Genomic DNA, 16,467 nt, shown 5'->3' on the forward strand with positions numbered 1-16,467 from the left:
TATTGCTCAAAATTAGGGCAAGATATCAAGAATTGTAATAAAGTTAACCGCTAACATGCCCTGCTTCCCTTATTTTTTTGTTTTTTTGTGTAAACCGATAGAAATATGGCTACAGATATTCAATCTATTTTAAACAGATTAGGCATTAAAGCAGACAATGCAGCCTATAGTACAGGAAGTAACTGGGGCGGGGCAACAAACGCAAAAACATTGGAAAGCTATTCTCCGGTTGATGGCAAACTGATTGCTACGGCTAAAGTTGGCAGCGCAGCTGATTATGATACTGTTGTAGTTAAGGCACAAGAGGCATTTACTGCCTGGCGTTCGGTTCCGGCCCCCAAAAGAGGAGAAGTGGTGCGCCAGTTTGGTGATGCGTTACGTGAAAATAAAGATGCCCTTGGCACCCTGGTTTCTTACGAAATGGGGAAAAGTTTGCAGGAAGGCTTAGGCGAAGTGCAGGAAATGATCGATATCTGTGATTTCGCAGTGGGTTTATCCAGGCAGCTTTATGGTTTAACCATGCACAGCGAGCGCCCAAGCCACCGCATGTACGAGCAATGGCATCCCCTGGGAATTGTAGGGATCATTTCTGCATTTAATTTTCCTGTAGCCGTATGGAGCTGGAACGCAGCCCTGGCTTTGGTTTGCGGCAATGTGTGCATCTGGAAACCATCAGAAAAAACACCTTTAACCGCCATAGCCTGCCAACATATTATGGCCAAGGTTTTTAAAGATAATGAAATAGCAGAAGGGGTTTGCTGCCTGGTTTTAGGAGATCGGGAAATTGGCGAACTCATGACCAATGATGGAAGGATTCCTTTGATTTCTGCTACAGGATCAACACGAATGGGCAAGGCAGTGGGGGCCGCAGTGGGCGCAAGGTTAGGAAAAAGCCTGTTGGAACTTGGCGGCAATAATGCCATTATTATTTCAGAACATGCCGATTTAGACATGAGTTTAATCGGTGCGGTATTTGGTGCAGTTGGTACGGCAGGCCAGCGTTGTACTTCTACCAGAAGGTTAATTATCCACGAAAGTGTGTATGATGCTTTTACCGCGAAACTGGTTAAAGCTTACGGACAATTGCGCATTGGCGATCCTTTAGATCAAAATAATCACGTGGGTCCGTTAATTGATACTGATGCCGTTGCAGCCTATTTGGATTCGATAGCTAAATGTAAAGCTGAGGGTGGCAATTTTGTGGTAGAAGGTGGCGTTTTAGCTGGAGAGGGCTATACAAGCGGCTGTTATGTAAAGCCATGCATTGCAGAGGTGCAGAATGATTTTAAGATTGTTCAGCACGAAACCTTTGCACCAATTTTATATCTGATTAAATATAAAACCTTAGAAGAGGCTATTTCCTTACAAAACGCTGTTCCTCAAGGATTATCTTCGGCCATTATGACCTTGAATTTAAGAGAGGCAGAGCAGTTCTTATCTGCTAACGGATCTGACTGTGGTATAGCCAATGTCAATATCGGCACTTCAGGCGCCGAAATAGGCGGGGCTTTTGGTGGCGAAAAAGAAACAGGTGGCGGCCGTGAAAGTGGATCGGATGCCTGGAAAGCTTATATGCGCAGGCAAACCAACACCATCAATTATTCGGATACCCTACCATTGGCACAGGGTATAAAATTTGATCTGTAATTAATATTGGCCGGGATTTAAAATCCCGGCCAGCTACAATTTTAATTTAAAGCTTTTTTATCAGCAGGTAACTTTTTGTCTCAAACCATGGATCGGTATGAACATCATTTTCGTAATAGGTGCCCTGCAATGAAGTAACCACAATCGTATATTGATATCCATTAATATTTTTAGAAACACTCATCAGCTTTGCCGGATACAGATATTTCTGTTGTTGATCCGCAGCTTTTAAGTTACCCTTTTGATATGCTTTGGAAGCTTGAACAAACACTTCCTTTAAATCGATTTGCAACGCCGGTTGATGATTAATCAATAGCGAAATTTTTGACCTGATTTTATTTGTAGTTAAATCCGTACCATAGAAAGGTATTGTTTTTTCCTGGGGATATCCGTCTAGTTCGACCAGGTAATCATAACCCTTAATATTTAATACCTGGTTTTCATCATTCTGAAGCGTGATACTGAGACCTGTTTCAATACCCCATTCATCTTTAACCCTAAAAATAGCTAATGCGGTATCTACCTTATTCATCCGCTTGCTATAGCGATAATTATTGGTACCCTCTATCTTTTCTTCTAATTTAGAGAGATCCTTTTTAGTAAAAGGTTGTAATGTTTTTAATCCATGTGTATACACCAGATACCTGATTACGGCAGGCTTTTCTTTAAGGTCGTCTTTTTTCCGGCTGTTCATTATTCTTTTTAAACGCCCTAACTGTGAATATTTCGATACAGAAAATGCACTCTGCGGACCATATGTGGCCACTATTGAAATGATGCACAAACTTATTGGGATGACCTTAATGTTCTGCCTCTTGCTAAACAGAAAATAAAGAGTTATACCAGCAAGCCAAAGTGCCAGCGCCGTTAATATATACCGGCTTTCAGTTATACCGTAATGACCAACTCTTTTCCAAACGGCCAGCAGTAAAAGCACCACCAAAGGAATCATCATCACATAAAAGAACCTGGAAAACAATTTAATCCAGCTATTACCGGCCGTTTCTTTAACCGGATAAACCAATAATAGTGAGAGAATCCCAAAAACTGCGTAGCCTAAAATCAGGCTTGATACCAGCCCTTTGGGCAGCTCCCATAAAACAGCAATTTTAATCTCATATACCAATAAAATGGCTAAATATATGGCTACCAATGGAACAAGTACAAACTGTGCAAATATTTTTAAACCTTTTGGATAACTATGGTCTTCCTCCAGCATTTTAAAATCAGTTGGAATACCTGCCAAAAAGAAAATCGTATTGAAGCCGGCACTAATCATGGCAAATAATGTCATATAGGTTTGCCATTTTATGCCGGCATTAAATAACCCATCAATGGCAACCAAGGCAATTGCCAATCCCGCATATAATACGGCTGAATAAAGTGCGGAAGTAAGAAACCGAATGAAAAGTGCTTTATTAAACTGCCAAAACCCATTTATCACCTCCTGACCGATAAAGGGTGCAAATGCCACCAGTAAATGAAAGGCAAAAGCAAATAGGAAAATGCGGTAAAGATCTGCCGAATAGTTTGCAGGATCGAGACTGAAATAAAGAATAATACTGATCATTAAACCGCCAAACCGTAATAGCCACTTTTTCTTTAACGGATATCGATTTCGTTCCGATATTAAATCGATTGCCAATACCAGTGTAAGTGCCAGGTTTAAAATAGCGATGGCCTTTATTAACTGATCTTTTAAATCTTCATGCTGTTCTGAATAGTTACGATAATCAGAAACATGAATATAATAGCACCAGCAGCAGGTTGCGGCAACAGCAAAAATAAATGGTAAAGGAAAACGCTTGATTACGTTTCTAAAGCCATAATAGAGCTGTTGGAGAGAAGGTAATTTCATCCGGTTTTTTTTAATAAAGATAATTTTTTTTACATGCCTGCCGGGAAGAAGATTTTTTTTGTTAAAAAAGGTTAAATCATTTCAACTAACTAATCCATTAGTTTATATTCGGCAAACAAAACCAAACGCTATCTATGAAACGTTTACTGCTCTCGCTATGCCTTTTCATTTTTATCATTACACATTCCAAAGCGCAGAGCCTTCATACCCTTAAAGGCCGAACGATTGATACCGCATCTACAACGCTTTTATCAGGCGCATCTATTGTCGTTTTAAATGCTAAAGATTCAACTTTGGTAAAATTTACCCGTGCAGCAGAAAATGGCACATTCGAGCTTACCGGAATCAAAAACGGAAAATTTATCTTATTGGTTTCCTACCCGAAGTATGCCGATTTTGTAGATCATTTTATGCTCGATTCTACCACTCAGGTAAAAGATTATGGCAAGATTAATCTTACCGGGATGGCAAAAATACTTGCCGATGTCATTATCAAGGGAGAGAAAGCAGCCATTAAAATTAAGGGCGATACTACAGAATTCAATGCTTCGAGTTATCAGATTCAACCGAATGATAAGGTAGAAGATCTGTTAAAAAAACTGCCCGGCATACAGGTAGATAAAGATGGAAAGATAACCGCACAGGGTAAAACCGTACCAAAAGTACTGGTTGATGGTGAAGAATTTTTTGGAGATGATCCAACCCTGGTGACCAAAAATTTAAGGGCAGATATGGTAGATAAGGTACAACTTTATGAAAAATCAAGCGATCAGGCGGCATTTACCGGAGTTGATGACGGGCAGAAAACACAAACAATCAACATTAAACTAAAAGAAGATAAAAAAAGTGGTTATTTCGGTAAAGTTGATGCAGGTTACGGTACCCGTGATTTTTATAAAGGCCAGGTATTGTTCAATCACTTTAAAGCTAAACAGAAGTTCTCTGTGTATGGCACAGCCAGCAATAATGGTACAACAGGATTAAGCTGGCAGGACAACAACAAACTGGGTACAGGAAATGATAACATGCAGATGGGTGATGATGGAAGTATATGGTTTAGCTACGGTGGCGGAGATGACCTGGAAAGTGGTAATTATTACGGAGAGGGTATCCCGAGGGCAATAACCGGTGGTGCGCATTATGATAATAAATGGAACAGCGATAGGGAAACCATTAATACCAATTATAAACTAGGTGCTTTAGGCATTAAAACGACTAAAAATACCATCAGTCAAAATAATTTACCTGACGGGATCATCAATACCACTACCGACGAAATGTCTGACCGGAATGTATTTAGGCAAAAACTGGATGCAACTTATACCGTTAAGTTGGATACGACAAGTAATTTAAAGGTATCCGTTGATGGAATGCTTAAAAACAGCGACTATGCTTCTAGTTCAAAAAGTGAGGGCTTAAGAGGCGACAATTCTAAGTTAAATAGCAATGATCAGAAGAACAGCAATGATGGCAAAGAGCAAAATTTTAACATCTCCGCATTTTATACTAAGAAGCTGAAAAAACCAGGCCGTAATTATTCGGTTAACATTAGTCAAAAGATTAATCAGATCAACAGTGAAGGTTTTTTATATTCTGATGTAAAGTATTTTGACGAGGCTGGTGTAAAAAATGGGGGTGAAGTAACCGATCAATTTAAAACTAATACCACCCGCAATTCTGTTCTCAGTACCAATTTAACCTACAACGAGCCGCTAAGCAAGTCGTTGGCTTTAGTTTTGAATTATGGTTTTGGCCTTAATGACAGCCGTTCTGACCGTAAATCCTTCAATCAATCGGCTCCCGGAAATTACAATATATTGGATAAAGTATTTAGTAACGATTTTAAAGCTACCCAATATATCAACCAGGGTGGAGCAGTATTGAATTATAAGACCACAAAAACAACCGTTAGTTTTGGGAGCAAATTAAGTGCTGTAAATTTCGATCAGTTGGAGCAGCTTTCCGGTCAGCGTTATAAAAGAAGCTTTGTTAACTGGTTGCCACAGGCCAGCTATCTGTATAAATTCTCCGCGCAGAAATCTTTTCGCATCAGCTATAACGGAAACACCAATCAACCTACAGTAGATCAGTTGCAACCTGTAAAGGTAAACGATAACCCACTGTACCAACCTTTAGGCAATCCTAACCTGGCACCATCATTTGATAACCGCTTTAATGCCAGTTATAATTCTTATAAAGTGCTAAGTCAACAATCCATATACATAAGCGGCAGTTTCGGTTTTGTAAATAAAGCCATTGTTAGCAATACGCAAACCGATGCCACTGGAAAAACGATTGCCCAATCGGTTAATCTCTCGGGTAAAACGCCCGTTAATTATAATATTTATAGCAGCATCAACAGAAAACTGAAATTTTTATTTGATTCCAATATCGGTCTAAGTTTAAACGCAGGTGGTAGCACCAGTTACAGTTATGTAAAAAGTCAATTCAGTGATGAGGTAGAATTAAACCAAGTAGTGAGCACCAATATTAGCCCTTCATTAAATATTAACCGATACAAAGATAAAAGTGAAATCTATTTGAGTTTCGGCCCCAGCTATAATGCACAGGTTGCTTCATTACAAAAAGAACGGTCTAATAAAGGGTGGGGCTTACAGGGTTGGGGAGGCATGAGTTTTAATTTGCCAAAAAAAATCAAACTCCAGGCCGATGGCGAATATACCTATACACCCAAATCACAGGCTTTTGATACCAGTTTTGAGCAGGTAATCATCAATGCTTCGGTTACCAAATCGTTCTTTAAAAAAGAAGATTTGAAATTCACCATCCGTGGAAACGATTTGTTTAACCAAAACCGTGGCTTCAGGAGGTATGCCTATTCGAACATGATCACCCAAACCAATTACAATAACATCAGCCGATATTTTATGTTCTCTTTAATTTGGGATTTTAATAAAATGGGTGGAGGAACACCTCAAAAATAATTCGCATGCGCTATTAGAAATAGTATATAAAAGATATTTTAAAAACTTATAAATGAAACTAAAATACGCCGTACTCCTGCTAATCTGTACGATTAATTATGCAATGGCACAAAATGCCAGGTTTGTACACCAGGGTATTATTGAATTTGAAAAGAAAGTCAATATATATGCTTTGCTTAAAGATCAGGTAAAACGTTACCCTGATAATTTTTGGAGCGCCCAGGCGCTGGAACAGTACCAAAAAAATAATCCGCAGTTTAAAACTTTAAAAAGTGAGCTTGTTTTTAAAAATGAACAAACATGCTTTACTCCATTAGCGGATGAAAGCAATGCTAACAACTGGGCGGGTAATTTTGCTTCTGCTAAACAGAACAATATTATTTTAACAAATTTAAAAACGGGCACAAGCATTAATCAAAAATCAGTTTACGAGGAAACTTACCTCGTTAAAGATTCTATCCGGAAGATAAACTGGAAAATAACCGACGAATTCAGAACCATAGCTGGTTACGATTGCCGGAGGGCAAATGCTTTGATTATGGATTCGATCTACGTAGTAGCATTTTATGCAGAAAGCATTCCGATATCAGGAGGACCAGAAACTTTTAACGGGTTGCCTGGCATGATATTGGGTGTGGCATTGCCCCGCGAGCATATTACCTGGTTTGCTACTGCAGTAAAAGATGTAGAAATAGCTGATGCCAGACTTAAAGCACCCACTAAAGGAAAACCTGTCAATAAAAAACAGTTAAGCGATATTTTAAAAGGGGCATTAAAAGATTGGGGCAACTATGCGAGCGATATTTTAAAAGCTGCAGATATGTAAGCCGTTAAACATTTACAGGATCTTGCTTATCCTGTAAACCTTATCCTCAATTTAATTGAGCTGAATCCTGATGGTTATCATTATTTTCGCATTGTTAATAACCAGCCATGAATAGCGCACTTCATCAGCACATTAATAAATTTATAGATCTGAATAAAGATGAGCAGCAAATTCTAACGTCTTTTCTTCAGTATTTTTCTCTTAAAAAGAAAGCTTTTTTATTAGAACAGGGGCAAACCTGCAGGGCAAATTATTTTGTAGTGAAAGGCTGCCTGAGGCTTTATTTTATCGATATAAAAGGTGCCGAACAGACCACTCAATTTGCTATAGAAAACTGGTGGATTACCGATCTCACGAGCTTTCTCTTCCAAGAGCAATCTGAATTTTATATCCAGGCGGCTGAAGCCACCGAAGTCATCGCTATCGGACATCATCATTATGATGAAATGTTCCATAAACTGCCCAAGCTGGAACGGTATTTTAGATTAATCCTTCAAAAAAATCATCAGGCATCGCAAAGAAGGATAAAATTCCTCTATAGCCAAACAGCAGAAGAAAGATACCGCAATTTTAATCACTTATTTCCAGAGTTTGTACAACGGGTACCCCAGTATATGCTGGCTTCTTATCTTGGCTTTACACCAGAATTTTTAAGTAAGATCAGGGCAAAGAAGTGATTTACTCTTTTTTAACCACGAAGCACACGGAGTATGACACCAAGTACACTCTGTTGGGTGCAATACAAATTCACTCAGTTTCCACTCCGTGAAAACTTCTTTTTCCTCTGTGGTTAATTTATAAATGTAGTAGTGCTGGAGGATTGAAGGTATATCTCTTTGCGTAACTCCGCGCAAAACTTGGCGGCCTTTGCGGTGAGAAAATTTATTTCTTAAACTAGATTAAGTTTTTTCGGAAACGGAATCAGGAACTTTACATCGTAATCAAAAAACAAATAAAATGGAAAGCAGAATTGATATCCCAAAAGCAGAACCAGCAGCTTACCAGGCCATGTATGGTTTAGAGAAATATTTATCAACGAGCAAACTGGATCCAATTCTTTTAGAATTGATTAAAATGCGTGCCTCGCAAATTAACGGCTGTGCATTTTGTTTAAATATGCACGCAACTGATGCCCGTAAGATAGGCGAAACCGAACAACGTTTGTATTTATTAAATGCCTGGCGTGAAACTAACCTGTTCACACCGCAAGAAGAAGCTGTTTTAGCTTTAACAGAGGAAGTGACCTTAATCAGTAACCATGTTTCTGATGCAACCTATCAAAAAGCGGCCAGCTTTTTTAATGAGCAGGAATTAGCGCAAATTATCATGGCCATAGTGACCATAAATGCCTGGAACAGGTTAGCCGTTACCGCTAAAGTGATGGTTGGATAATTAGATTCCTCTTTCAGTTTATCACAAAGAACACGATAACACCTGGTTAATGATTAAAATAACCTGGTACTTTGTGTCTTTGTGATTTAAAGTTGAACACTAAAGGGCCAAATTTACAGCACCCTTAATAACAATCCCTTTAAATATTCTCCTTCAGGAAAAGAAATCCTTACCGGATGATCTTCCGGTTGGCAGAATTGTTTAATAATCTGTACTTCCTTGCCGGCATCAAGCGCGGCCCAGGCAATAATCTGTTTAAAGGTTTCGATATCAACGGCGCCAGAGCAAGAGAAAGTTGCCAAAAGACCTCCTTTTTCCAGCAACAGCATGCCTAAACGGTTCAAATCTTTATAAGCCCTGGCCGCACGATCTAATGCTGATCGCGATGGGGCATATTTAGGTGGATCAAGCACAATCACATCAAACAGTTCGCCAGCTTCTTTAAAAGCCCTGAGCTGTTTATTCACATCCGACTGGATGGCGGTCACTTTATCGCCATCAAACTGGTTTAGCGCAACGTTTTGCTTCAGGGTTTCAATTGCTAAACCTGAGCTATCTACGCTGGTAATCCCTGCAGCGCCGTTCGCCAGGCTGTTTAAGCTAAAACCGCCACTATAGCTAAAGCAGTCTAAAACTTTTTTACCTTTTGTATAACTCGCTAAAATGAGCCTGTTATCACGCTGGTCGCAGTAAAAACCTGATTTTTGCCCTTCTGCAATATTGATATGATATATAATCCCATTTTCTTTTACCTCCAAAAATTCTGGTGGATTCTCTCCCCACAGCAATCCATTTTCAATGGGCAAACCCTCGTGGGTACGTGCGGTGGCATCACTTTTATCGAATATTCCTGTCGGATTTAATTCAGTTTTTAAAATTTCTACGATTTCTGCTTTTACCTTCTCTATTCCGGAACTTAAAATCTGTAACGAAAGGAAATCGGCATATTGATCAACGATTAAACCGGGCAGAAAATCAGCTTCACTAAAAACCAGACGACAGGTATTGGTTTCTTCATTTAAAATAAAATGTCGTGAGGCAATGGCCTGTTTTAAGCGGTTTTGATACCATTGATAATCAATCGTTTGCGCTTCATCCCATTCTAACAAACGGACCGCAACACGCGAATTGCTGTTGAAATATCCATAGGCCAGAAATTCATGATCGAAAGCAAAAACTTTTACCACATCACCATCTTCAGGTTTTCCCTTAACTTTTTCCAATGCTCCGGAAAATACCCAGGGGTGCCTTTGTAGTACCGCTTTTTCTTTGCCCTTTTTTAATGTAATTTCTACCATGCTGCAAAGGTAATTAAAAGAGGGATAATGTTAAATGTAATATGGAGGATGTAAGATTTATGATGTAGCGTTCGGCGCTTAGCGATAAGCGTTTCATACGATGCGCATAATCAGAATGTCTGTTAAATCGGAGTACTGATTTGAATGTAGCGTTAAACGCTAACCACCACAAGCTTAGCGTCAGGCACTCAACGCCTTGCAACACACGCTAACCGCTTATCGCTCAGCGCCTCTTCACCAGTTCCGTATCCAGCACCCTGGTTTCGAACTCGGTAACAGGCCTTTTAGCCTCGATCATCGAAATTAACAATTCGGTGGCTACCTGTCCCATTTCAAATGCCGGTTGTTTAACCGAGGTCAGGGATGGTGAAAACAATTCGACCAGATTGGAATTGGTAAAACCTGCAATGGCGAGTTTGTGGGCTACCTCGGGATTGGTTTTCTTTAACGCCATAATACAGCCTGTGGTTAAGCGGTCGCTTGATATAAAAATCCCATCAGGCTTAAGCGGCAAAAGTTCTTTCACCGCTTGCTCCAATTCTGCGCTATGCATCCCTCCATGCTGGCAATATTTCACCAGTTCGGGTCTAAATTCGATATGATATTTAGCTAAAGCGGCTTTATAACCTGCCAACCTTTCTTTCGTTATGGAGAGGTTTTCGGAATTCGTTAAATGGGCAATGGTTCTTTTTCCTGACAGGATCAGGTGTTCTGTGGCATCAAAAGCGCCCTTAAAGTTATTGGCAATTACTTTATGCGTTTCAAAATCTCCGGGTACACGATCAAAAAATACAATGGGTAAGCCTTTGGCATACAGTTGTCTTAAATAATCAATATCCTGCGTTTCTGACGATAGCGCGATCAGCAAACCATCAATAGAACGTGATGCCAGGTGCTCTACGTTTAGTTTTTCCTGCTTGTATGATTCGTGGCTTTGGGAAATAATCACATGATAATCTTTATCGTAAGCGATTGATTCGATGCCATTAATCACCTGAGAAAAAAAGTTGTTGGCAATTTCGCTCACAATAATGCCGATAGAATAACTCCGGCGTTCTTTTAAACTGCGGGCAATAGGATTGGCGCGGTAATTAACCTTTTCGGCATAGGCCAAAACCAGTTTTTTGGTCTCTTCACTGATTTCGTAACGGTCTCTTAATGCCCGGGAAACTGTTGAAGTTGACAGTCCGAGTGCTTTAGCAATATCCTTAATGGTAGATGTTTCAAATCTCATGTTCGTATTGCGTACAAGTTACAAAAAATATCTCTTAAGGTGGATTTACATACCATATTAATAAACGTTAATATAACGTTTTTGGGAACGTTTGCACACTTTTTTAGTTAAATCTGATTTCAATTGCTTTTTAGTTTGTAAAATTGTTAACCTAATGTAACCAAATATAAATCAACTATAACATCTCGAAATAGAATTATATTCTATATGCAAGCGATTGCAACAGCTTAAATAACCAAATCACTTCAAAATAAATAATTTATGAGCAGAGTTCTACTCTTTTTAGCATTTTTCTCTTTTTTCGGATCTTCTGTAACACATGCACAAACCAGGCAGGTTACCGGAACGGTAAAGGATAAAACCACAGGACAGGCCTTAGTTGGTGTTAGTGTAACCGTTAAAGATTCGAAGATAGGAGCCAGCACAGATGCCAATGGTGTTTACAAAATAATGGTACCTGCTAAAGATGCCGTTTTGGTATTTACCTACATCGGTTATAAGACCCGCACCGTTTCTGTTGGCAGCCAATCTAAAACAGATGTAATTTTAGAGGAAGATTCCAACACTTTGCAAGAAGTTACCGTAAATGTGGGTTATGGAACTGTACGCAAGAAAGACCTCACCGGGGCAGTATCATCGGTAGGTGCTGATGTAATTGCCGCTGCTCCTGTTTCTTCTGCCCTCGAAGCGATACAAGGCCGTGTAGCCGGTATTAATATTTCATCATCAGAAGGTTCGCCAGATGCACAAATTAATGTCAGGGTAAGAGGAGGTGGTTCTATCACGGGTGATAACTCGCCGCTGTATATCGTTGATGGTTTTCCGGTAACTTCAATAGCTGATATTGCCCCGCAGGATATCGAATCCATTGATGTGTTAAAAGATGCATCATCAACAGCTATTTACGGCTCAAGAGGGGCTAATGGCGTAATATTGGTTACCACCAAAAACAGTAAAGACGGAAAAACCAATATTGCCTATAATGTTTTCGGGGGAATAAGAAAATTAGCTAAAAAACTTGATGTGTTATCCGCTTCGGATTATGTACACTGGCAATATGAACGTGCATTATTAGATGGTTCTTTAACAGATTACACGCAGTATTTTGGGAATTACCAGGACATAGATTTATATGATAATATTGCTGAAAATAATTGGCAGGACCTGGTATTCGGACGTACCGGAACAACCTTTAACCAGAATTTAAGCATTACAGGTGGAAGCGACAAAACCAAATATAGCCTGAGCCATAGCTTTGTAACCGATAAAGCCATTATGCAAATGTCTGATTTTAAACGGCAAAATATTAATTTCAAGTTAAATCATAAGCTATACGATGCACTGACATTAGATTTTGGGTTTCGCTATGCAGATACCAAAACAAATGGTGGCGGAACCAACGAGCAAAACGAAAAATCATCTGCAGATTCGCGACTGAAGTATGCCATCTTGTACCCATCGTTTCCGGTACCGGGGCTAACCGCATCAACAGATACGAATGACGAATTTAACTTGTACAACCCGTTGGTAGCCATTTCGGATAACGACCAGTATGCGCACCGTAAAACCTATAATATTAACGGAGCAGCAACTTACGAAATCATCGATAATTTAAAACTTCGTTCTGAGGTGGGTTACGATGGACTTAGGAATGATCAGGATCGCTTTTACGGTATTACAACTTACTATGTAAAAAACCTGGCCGATTATCCCAACCTGCCAACACTCAACTCCATGAACACCACTAGAAATAGTTTCAGGAATACGAATACACTTAATTACAACTTCAATAAGATCCTGAGCAAAAGCCACAACCTTAATGTGTTATTAGGACAGGAATTTATCAAAACAGAGCAGAACACCTTAACTACTGAAGTGCATGGCTTTCCAAAAACATTTGGATTCGAGCAAACCAGGGTATTAACCACGCAAGGGAAAGCTTCCATAATAGATAATAACTTTTTGCCAGATGATAAATTGTTCTCGTTTTTTGGTAGAGCCAATTATGATTACAAAGGCAAATACCTGTTGAGTGCAACATTCAGGGCCGATGGTTCCTCTAAATTTTCCGCCGAAAATCACTGGGGCTATTTTCCGTCGGTTTCTGCCGGATGGAGAATCTCTCAGGAAGACTTCATGAAAGATACAAAAGCCTGGTTGACGGATTTAAAATTAAGGGGAAGTTATGGTGCCGCAGGTAACAACAATATCCCTCCGGGACAAATTACCCAATCATTCCAAAATTCTACCACCACCTGGATAAACGGTTTCAACAATTACTGGGCGGCATCTAAAATCATGGCAAACCCCGATTTAAAGTGGGAAACCACCATTACCAGGAACATCGGTCTGGATTTTGCTTTATTTAACGGCAAAGTTACGGGTACAATCGATGCCTACTTAAATAAAACAAAAGACCTCCTGATCTTATTCCCGGTTGGGGGTACCGGCTATGATGCACAGTACCGTAACCTCGGCCAAACTCAGAATAAAGGTTTGGAATTTTCTTTAAACTGGAATGCAGTAAAGGAAAAGAATTTCGACCTAACCCTCAATGCAAATATCAGCTTTAACCGCAACAAGGTTATTTCTTTAGGTTCAATTAAAAATATAAACGGTACTTCGGGATGGGCATCAACAGAAATCGGTGTAGATTATTTGGTAGAAGAAAGTGCTTCCATTGGCCGTATTTACGGATATAAAAGTGCCGGCAGATACGAAGTTTCTGATTTTACAGGTTATAATGCCACAAGTGGTAAATGGACATTAAAACCAGGCATAGTTGACGCATCTTCATTTGTAGGAACTGTACGCCCGGGCACGATGAAAATTGAAGACATTTCAGGAGATGGAAAAATTGATTTATCTGACCGATCGATCATCGGTAATACCAACCCTTTAAACACCGGCGGTTTCTCGCTCAATTCGAGAATATACAACTTTGATATTGGTGCATTCTTTAACTGGAGTTACGGTAACGATGTGTATAACGCTAATAAAATCGAGTACACCTCTACCAGCAAATATGCTTCAAGAAACATGATTTCAGTAATGGAAAGCGGACAGCGCTGGACAAATTTAAGGGCAGACGGAACGATCAGTAACGATCCTGCAGAATTATCCGCTATGAATGCAAATACCACCTTATGGTCGCCATATACCAAAACTTTTGTGCTAAGTGATTGGGCTGTGGAAGATGGTTCATTTTTAAGGTTATCAACCCTTACACTAGGTTATACCCTGCCCGAAAAAATATCGCGCAAGTTAAAAATGAAAAAATTAAGGTTTTATGCTTCTGCTTACAACGTGTGGTTATGGACGAATTATACCGGTTTCGACCCGGAAGTTTCGACCAGACGGAATACACCACTTACACCAGGCGTTGATTACTCTGCTTACCCAAGAAGTAAATCTTACCTATTCGGACTAAACGTTAATTTTTAGAAGACCATTCAATTTCAAGAAAATGAAAAAAGTTATATATACGTTATTTGTAATTGCAGGAATAACATTGGTGAGTAGCTGTAAAAAAACCTTAGATGCACCAACAAAATCTTCATTGGATGAGTCTGTAATCTTCTCTACTCCAAGTTTAGCTGAAGGCTCGATAGCGGGCGTACTTCAATCATTCGGAGAAACCAATTCATACAGGGGTCGTTTTTTAGTGTTCTACGGGCTTAACAATGATACAGAAGTATACAATACTTTAAAATCGGTTGATGATGACAAAGCCAAACTCTCTAATTACAACTGTAATGTGAACAATAGCCAAATGAATACTACCGATAATGCATGGGCTAAATTTTATGAGGGTATTGAAAGGGCCAATCTGGCCATAAGGGGAATCAGAACCTATGGTAATATAACCAGTAACCCTGCGATGGCGCAGATCCTGGGTGAAATTTTAACATTAAGGGCTGTTTTATACAACGATCTTATCAAAGGCTGGGGTGATGTGCCGGCACGTTTTGAGCCTATTACTACTGCAACAGCTTATCTGCCCAGAAGCGATCGCGATGTAATTTACAAACAATTACTGGCTGATTTAAATGAGGCTGCAGGCTACCTGCCGTGGCCTGGCGAGAACACCGCAACTGCGAAAGTGGAGCGGGTAAATAAAGCTTTTGCAAAAGGCTTAAGGGCGCGTTTGGCCTTGGCCGCAGGTGGTTATGCACAGCGACTGGATGGAACAGTAAAATTAAGTGCTGATCCGGAATTATCACACGATAAAATGTATGCCATTGCTAAAAAAGAGTGCCTTGAGATTATCAACAGTGGCAAATTAAGGCTCCTTGGATTTGAAGAAGTTTTTAGAAAACTGAACGAGGAAGCAGGTGTGGCCGGTTTAGAGTCAATGTGGGAAATTCCATTTAGCGATGGCCGGGGCCGCGTAATTTTTGATCTGGGCGTAAGACACATTAAAACAGACCAGTATACCGGCCAGAATAAAGGTGGAACAGACGGACCGAATCCAATTATGCTATATGAATACGATAATGATGATGTGCGTAGAGATGTGACCGTAGTGCCTTATGAGTGGGACGGTGGTGACGGAACAAAAGGTGCCATACAGGTTCCTTCCTCACTTGGTCGTTTATATTTTGGTAAATACCGTTACGAGTGGATGAAAAGAAGGGTAACTGCAACCAATGATGATGGATTGAACTGGATGTACATGCGTTATGCTGATGTTGTGCTCATGGCAGCAGAAGCCATTAACGATCTTGATGGACCGGCAGCAGCTGCGCCATATTTAAAAATGATCAGAGATAGGGCCTTTCCTACAGCACCTGCTAAAGTTTCGGCTTTTATGGCTACGGCAACAGCGTCCAAAACTGCATTTTTTGATGCTATTGTAAATGAAAGAGCACTGGAATTTACAGGAGAGATGCTCCGGAAAAGTGATCTGATCCGCTGGAATTTACTGGGCACAAAACTGGCTGAAGCCAAAACCAAATTACAGCAATTAGAAAACAGACAGGGTAAATATGCCGCCCTACCTGCCAAAATTTATTACCGGACAGCAACTAATGGCGAAACGGTAGAAATTTATGGGTTAAAATTTGGAGATACCGATGCGCAGGGCCTTGCCTTAGGATACACTTCAAATAAAGCCTGGACCATGGTTACAACCGGAGAAACTGTTTCTTACTGGAATGCTCTCTATACAAAAGACCCCAACTTGCAGCAGTATTGGCCAATATGGCAGGTATTTTTAGATTCATCTAACGGAATGTTAAACAATAAGCCCTTAAACTTATAAAGCA

Annotated in this window: 10 protein-coding genes; 7 read left to right on the top strand and 3 right to left on the bottom strand. The window is 39.9% G+C overall.

Annotated elements, in window-relative coordinates; genetic code table 11:
- The first annotated feature begins 105 nt into the window (after positions 1 to 105).
- Positions 106 to 1,647, top strand: a complete 1,542-nt coding sequence (locus ABEG20_RS17300; RefSeq protein ID WP_406824500.1) for an aldehyde dehydrogenase family protein — start codon at positions 106 to 108, stop codon at positions 1,645 to 1,647.
- Positions 1,648 to 1,693: 46 nt separating this feature from the next.
- Here ABEG20_RS17300 and ABEG20_RS17305 read toward each other — a convergent pair whose 3' ends face one another.
- Positions 1,694 to 3,505, bottom strand: a complete 1,812-nt coding sequence (locus tag ABEG20_RS17305; RefSeq protein WP_406824501.1) for a DUF4153 domain-containing protein — start codon at positions 3,503 to 3,505, stop codon at positions 1,694 to 1,696.
- Between the two features lie 134 nt (positions 3,506 to 3,639).
- Here ABEG20_RS17305 and ABEG20_RS17310 point away from each other — a divergent pair, with 134 nt between their 5' ends.
- The 4 genes from ABEG20_RS17310 to ABEG20_RS17325 all read left to right on the top strand — a co-directional run bounded on the left by ABEG20_RS17310 (position 3,640) and on the right by ABEG20_RS17325 (position 8,668).
- The gene (locus ABEG20_RS17310) at positions 3,640 to 6,450 is read left to right on the top strand and encodes an outer membrane beta-barrel protein (RefSeq protein WP_406824502.1); all 2,811 of its coding nucleotides are present in this window, start codon (positions 3,640 to 3,642) and stop codon (positions 6,448 to 6,450) included.
- Between the two features lie 52 nt (positions 6,451 to 6,502).
- Positions 6,503 to 7,276, top strand: coding sequence for a GLPGLI family protein (locus ABEG20_RS17315; RefSeq protein WP_406824503.1), 774 nt, complete (start codon positions 6,503 to 6,505; stop codon positions 7,274 to 7,276).
- A gap of 107 nt (positions 7,277 to 7,383) precedes the next feature.
- Positions 7,384 to 7,953: a Crp/Fnr family transcriptional regulator gene (locus tag ABEG20_RS17320; RefSeq protein ID WP_406824504.1), complete on the top strand. Its 570-nt coding sequence runs from the start codon at positions 7,384 to 7,386 to the stop codon at positions 7,951 to 7,953.
- Between the two features lie 280 nt (positions 7,954 to 8,233).
- Positions 8,234 to 8,668 carry a carboxymuconolactone decarboxylase family protein gene (locus tag ABEG20_RS17325; RefSeq protein ID WP_406824505.1) on the top strand — a complete coding sequence of 145 codons (435 nt, stop codon included), beginning with the start codon at positions 8,234 to 8,236 and terminating at the stop codon, positions 8,666 to 8,668.
- A 113-nt stretch (positions 8,669 to 8,781) separates the two neighbouring features.
- Here ABEG20_RS17325 and ABEG20_RS17330 read toward each other — a convergent pair whose 3' ends face one another.
- Positions 8,782 to 9,966, bottom strand: a complete 1,185-nt coding sequence (locus tag ABEG20_RS17330; protein WP_406824506.1) for a class I SAM-dependent rRNA methyltransferase — start codon at positions 9,964 to 9,966, stop codon at positions 8,782 to 8,784.
- A 223-nt stretch (positions 9,967 to 10,189) separates the two neighbouring features.
- On the bottom strand, positions 10,190 to 11,200 hold the full coding sequence (locus ABEG20_RS17335) for a LacI family DNA-binding transcriptional regulator (protein WP_406824507.1): 1,011 nt from the start codon (positions 11,198 to 11,200) through the stop codon (positions 10,190 to 10,192).
- A 261-nt stretch (positions 11,201 to 11,461) separates the two neighbouring features.
- On the opposite strand from ABEG20_RS17335, the gene ABEG20_RS17340 reads away from it, so the two are divergent.
- Positions 11,462 to 14,644: a SusC/RagA family TonB-linked outer membrane protein gene (locus ABEG20_RS17340; protein ID WP_406824508.1), complete on the top strand. Its 3,183-nt coding sequence runs from the start codon at positions 11,462 to 11,464 to the stop codon at positions 14,642 to 14,644.
- Positions 14,645 to 14,666: 22 nt separating this feature from the next.
- A complete protein-coding gene (locus ABEG20_RS17345) occupies positions 14,667 to 16,463 on the top strand; it encodes a RagB/SusD family nutrient uptake outer membrane protein (protein WP_406824509.1) in 1,797 nt (598 codons plus the stop codon).
- The last annotated feature ends 4 nt before the right edge of the window (positions 16,464 to 16,467 follow it).

This window comes from Pedobacter sp. KACC 23697 (assembly GCF_045348445.1).
Classification (GTDB): Bacteria; Bacteroidota; Bacteroidia; order Sphingobacteriales; family Sphingobacteriaceae; genus Pedobacter.

Bases quoted from the DNA above. Each gene is read 5' to 3' on its own strand.
- ABEG20_RS17300 (WP_406824500.1), top strand. From the start codon at position 106: ATGGCTACAGATATTCAATCTATTTTAAACAGATTAGGCATTAAAGCA.
- ABEG20_RS17305 (WP_406824501.1), bottom strand. From the start codon at position 3,505: ATGAAATTACCTTCTCTCCAACAGCTCTATTATGGCTTTAGAAACGTA.
- ABEG20_RS17310 (WP_406824502.1), top strand. From the start codon at position 3,640: ATGAAACGTTTACTGCTCTCGCTATGCCTTTTCATTTTTATCATTACA.
- ABEG20_RS17315 (WP_406824503.1), top strand. From the start codon at position 6,503: ATGAAACTAAAATACGCCGTACTCCTGCTAATCTGTACGATTAATTAT.
- ABEG20_RS17320 (WP_406824504.1), top strand. From the start codon at position 7,384: ATGAATAGCGCACTTCATCAGCACATTAATAAATTTATAGATCTGAAT.
- ABEG20_RS17325 (WP_406824505.1), top strand. From the start codon at position 8,234: ATGGAAAGCAGAATTGATATCCCAAAAGCAGAACCAGCAGCTTACCAG.
- ABEG20_RS17330 (WP_406824506.1), bottom strand. From the start codon at position 9,966: ATGGTAGAAATTACATTAAAAAAGGGCAAAGAAAAAGCGGTACTACAA.
- ABEG20_RS17335 (WP_406824507.1), bottom strand. From the start codon at position 11,200: ATGAGATTTGAAACATCTACCATTAAGGATATTGCTAAAGCACTCGGA.
- ABEG20_RS17340 (WP_406824508.1), top strand. From the start codon at position 11,462: ATGAGCAGAGTTCTACTCTTTTTAGCATTTTTCTCTTTTTTCGGATCT.
- ABEG20_RS17345 (WP_406824509.1), top strand. From the start codon at position 14,667: ATGAAAAAAGTTATATATACGTTATTTGTAATTGCAGGAATAACATTG.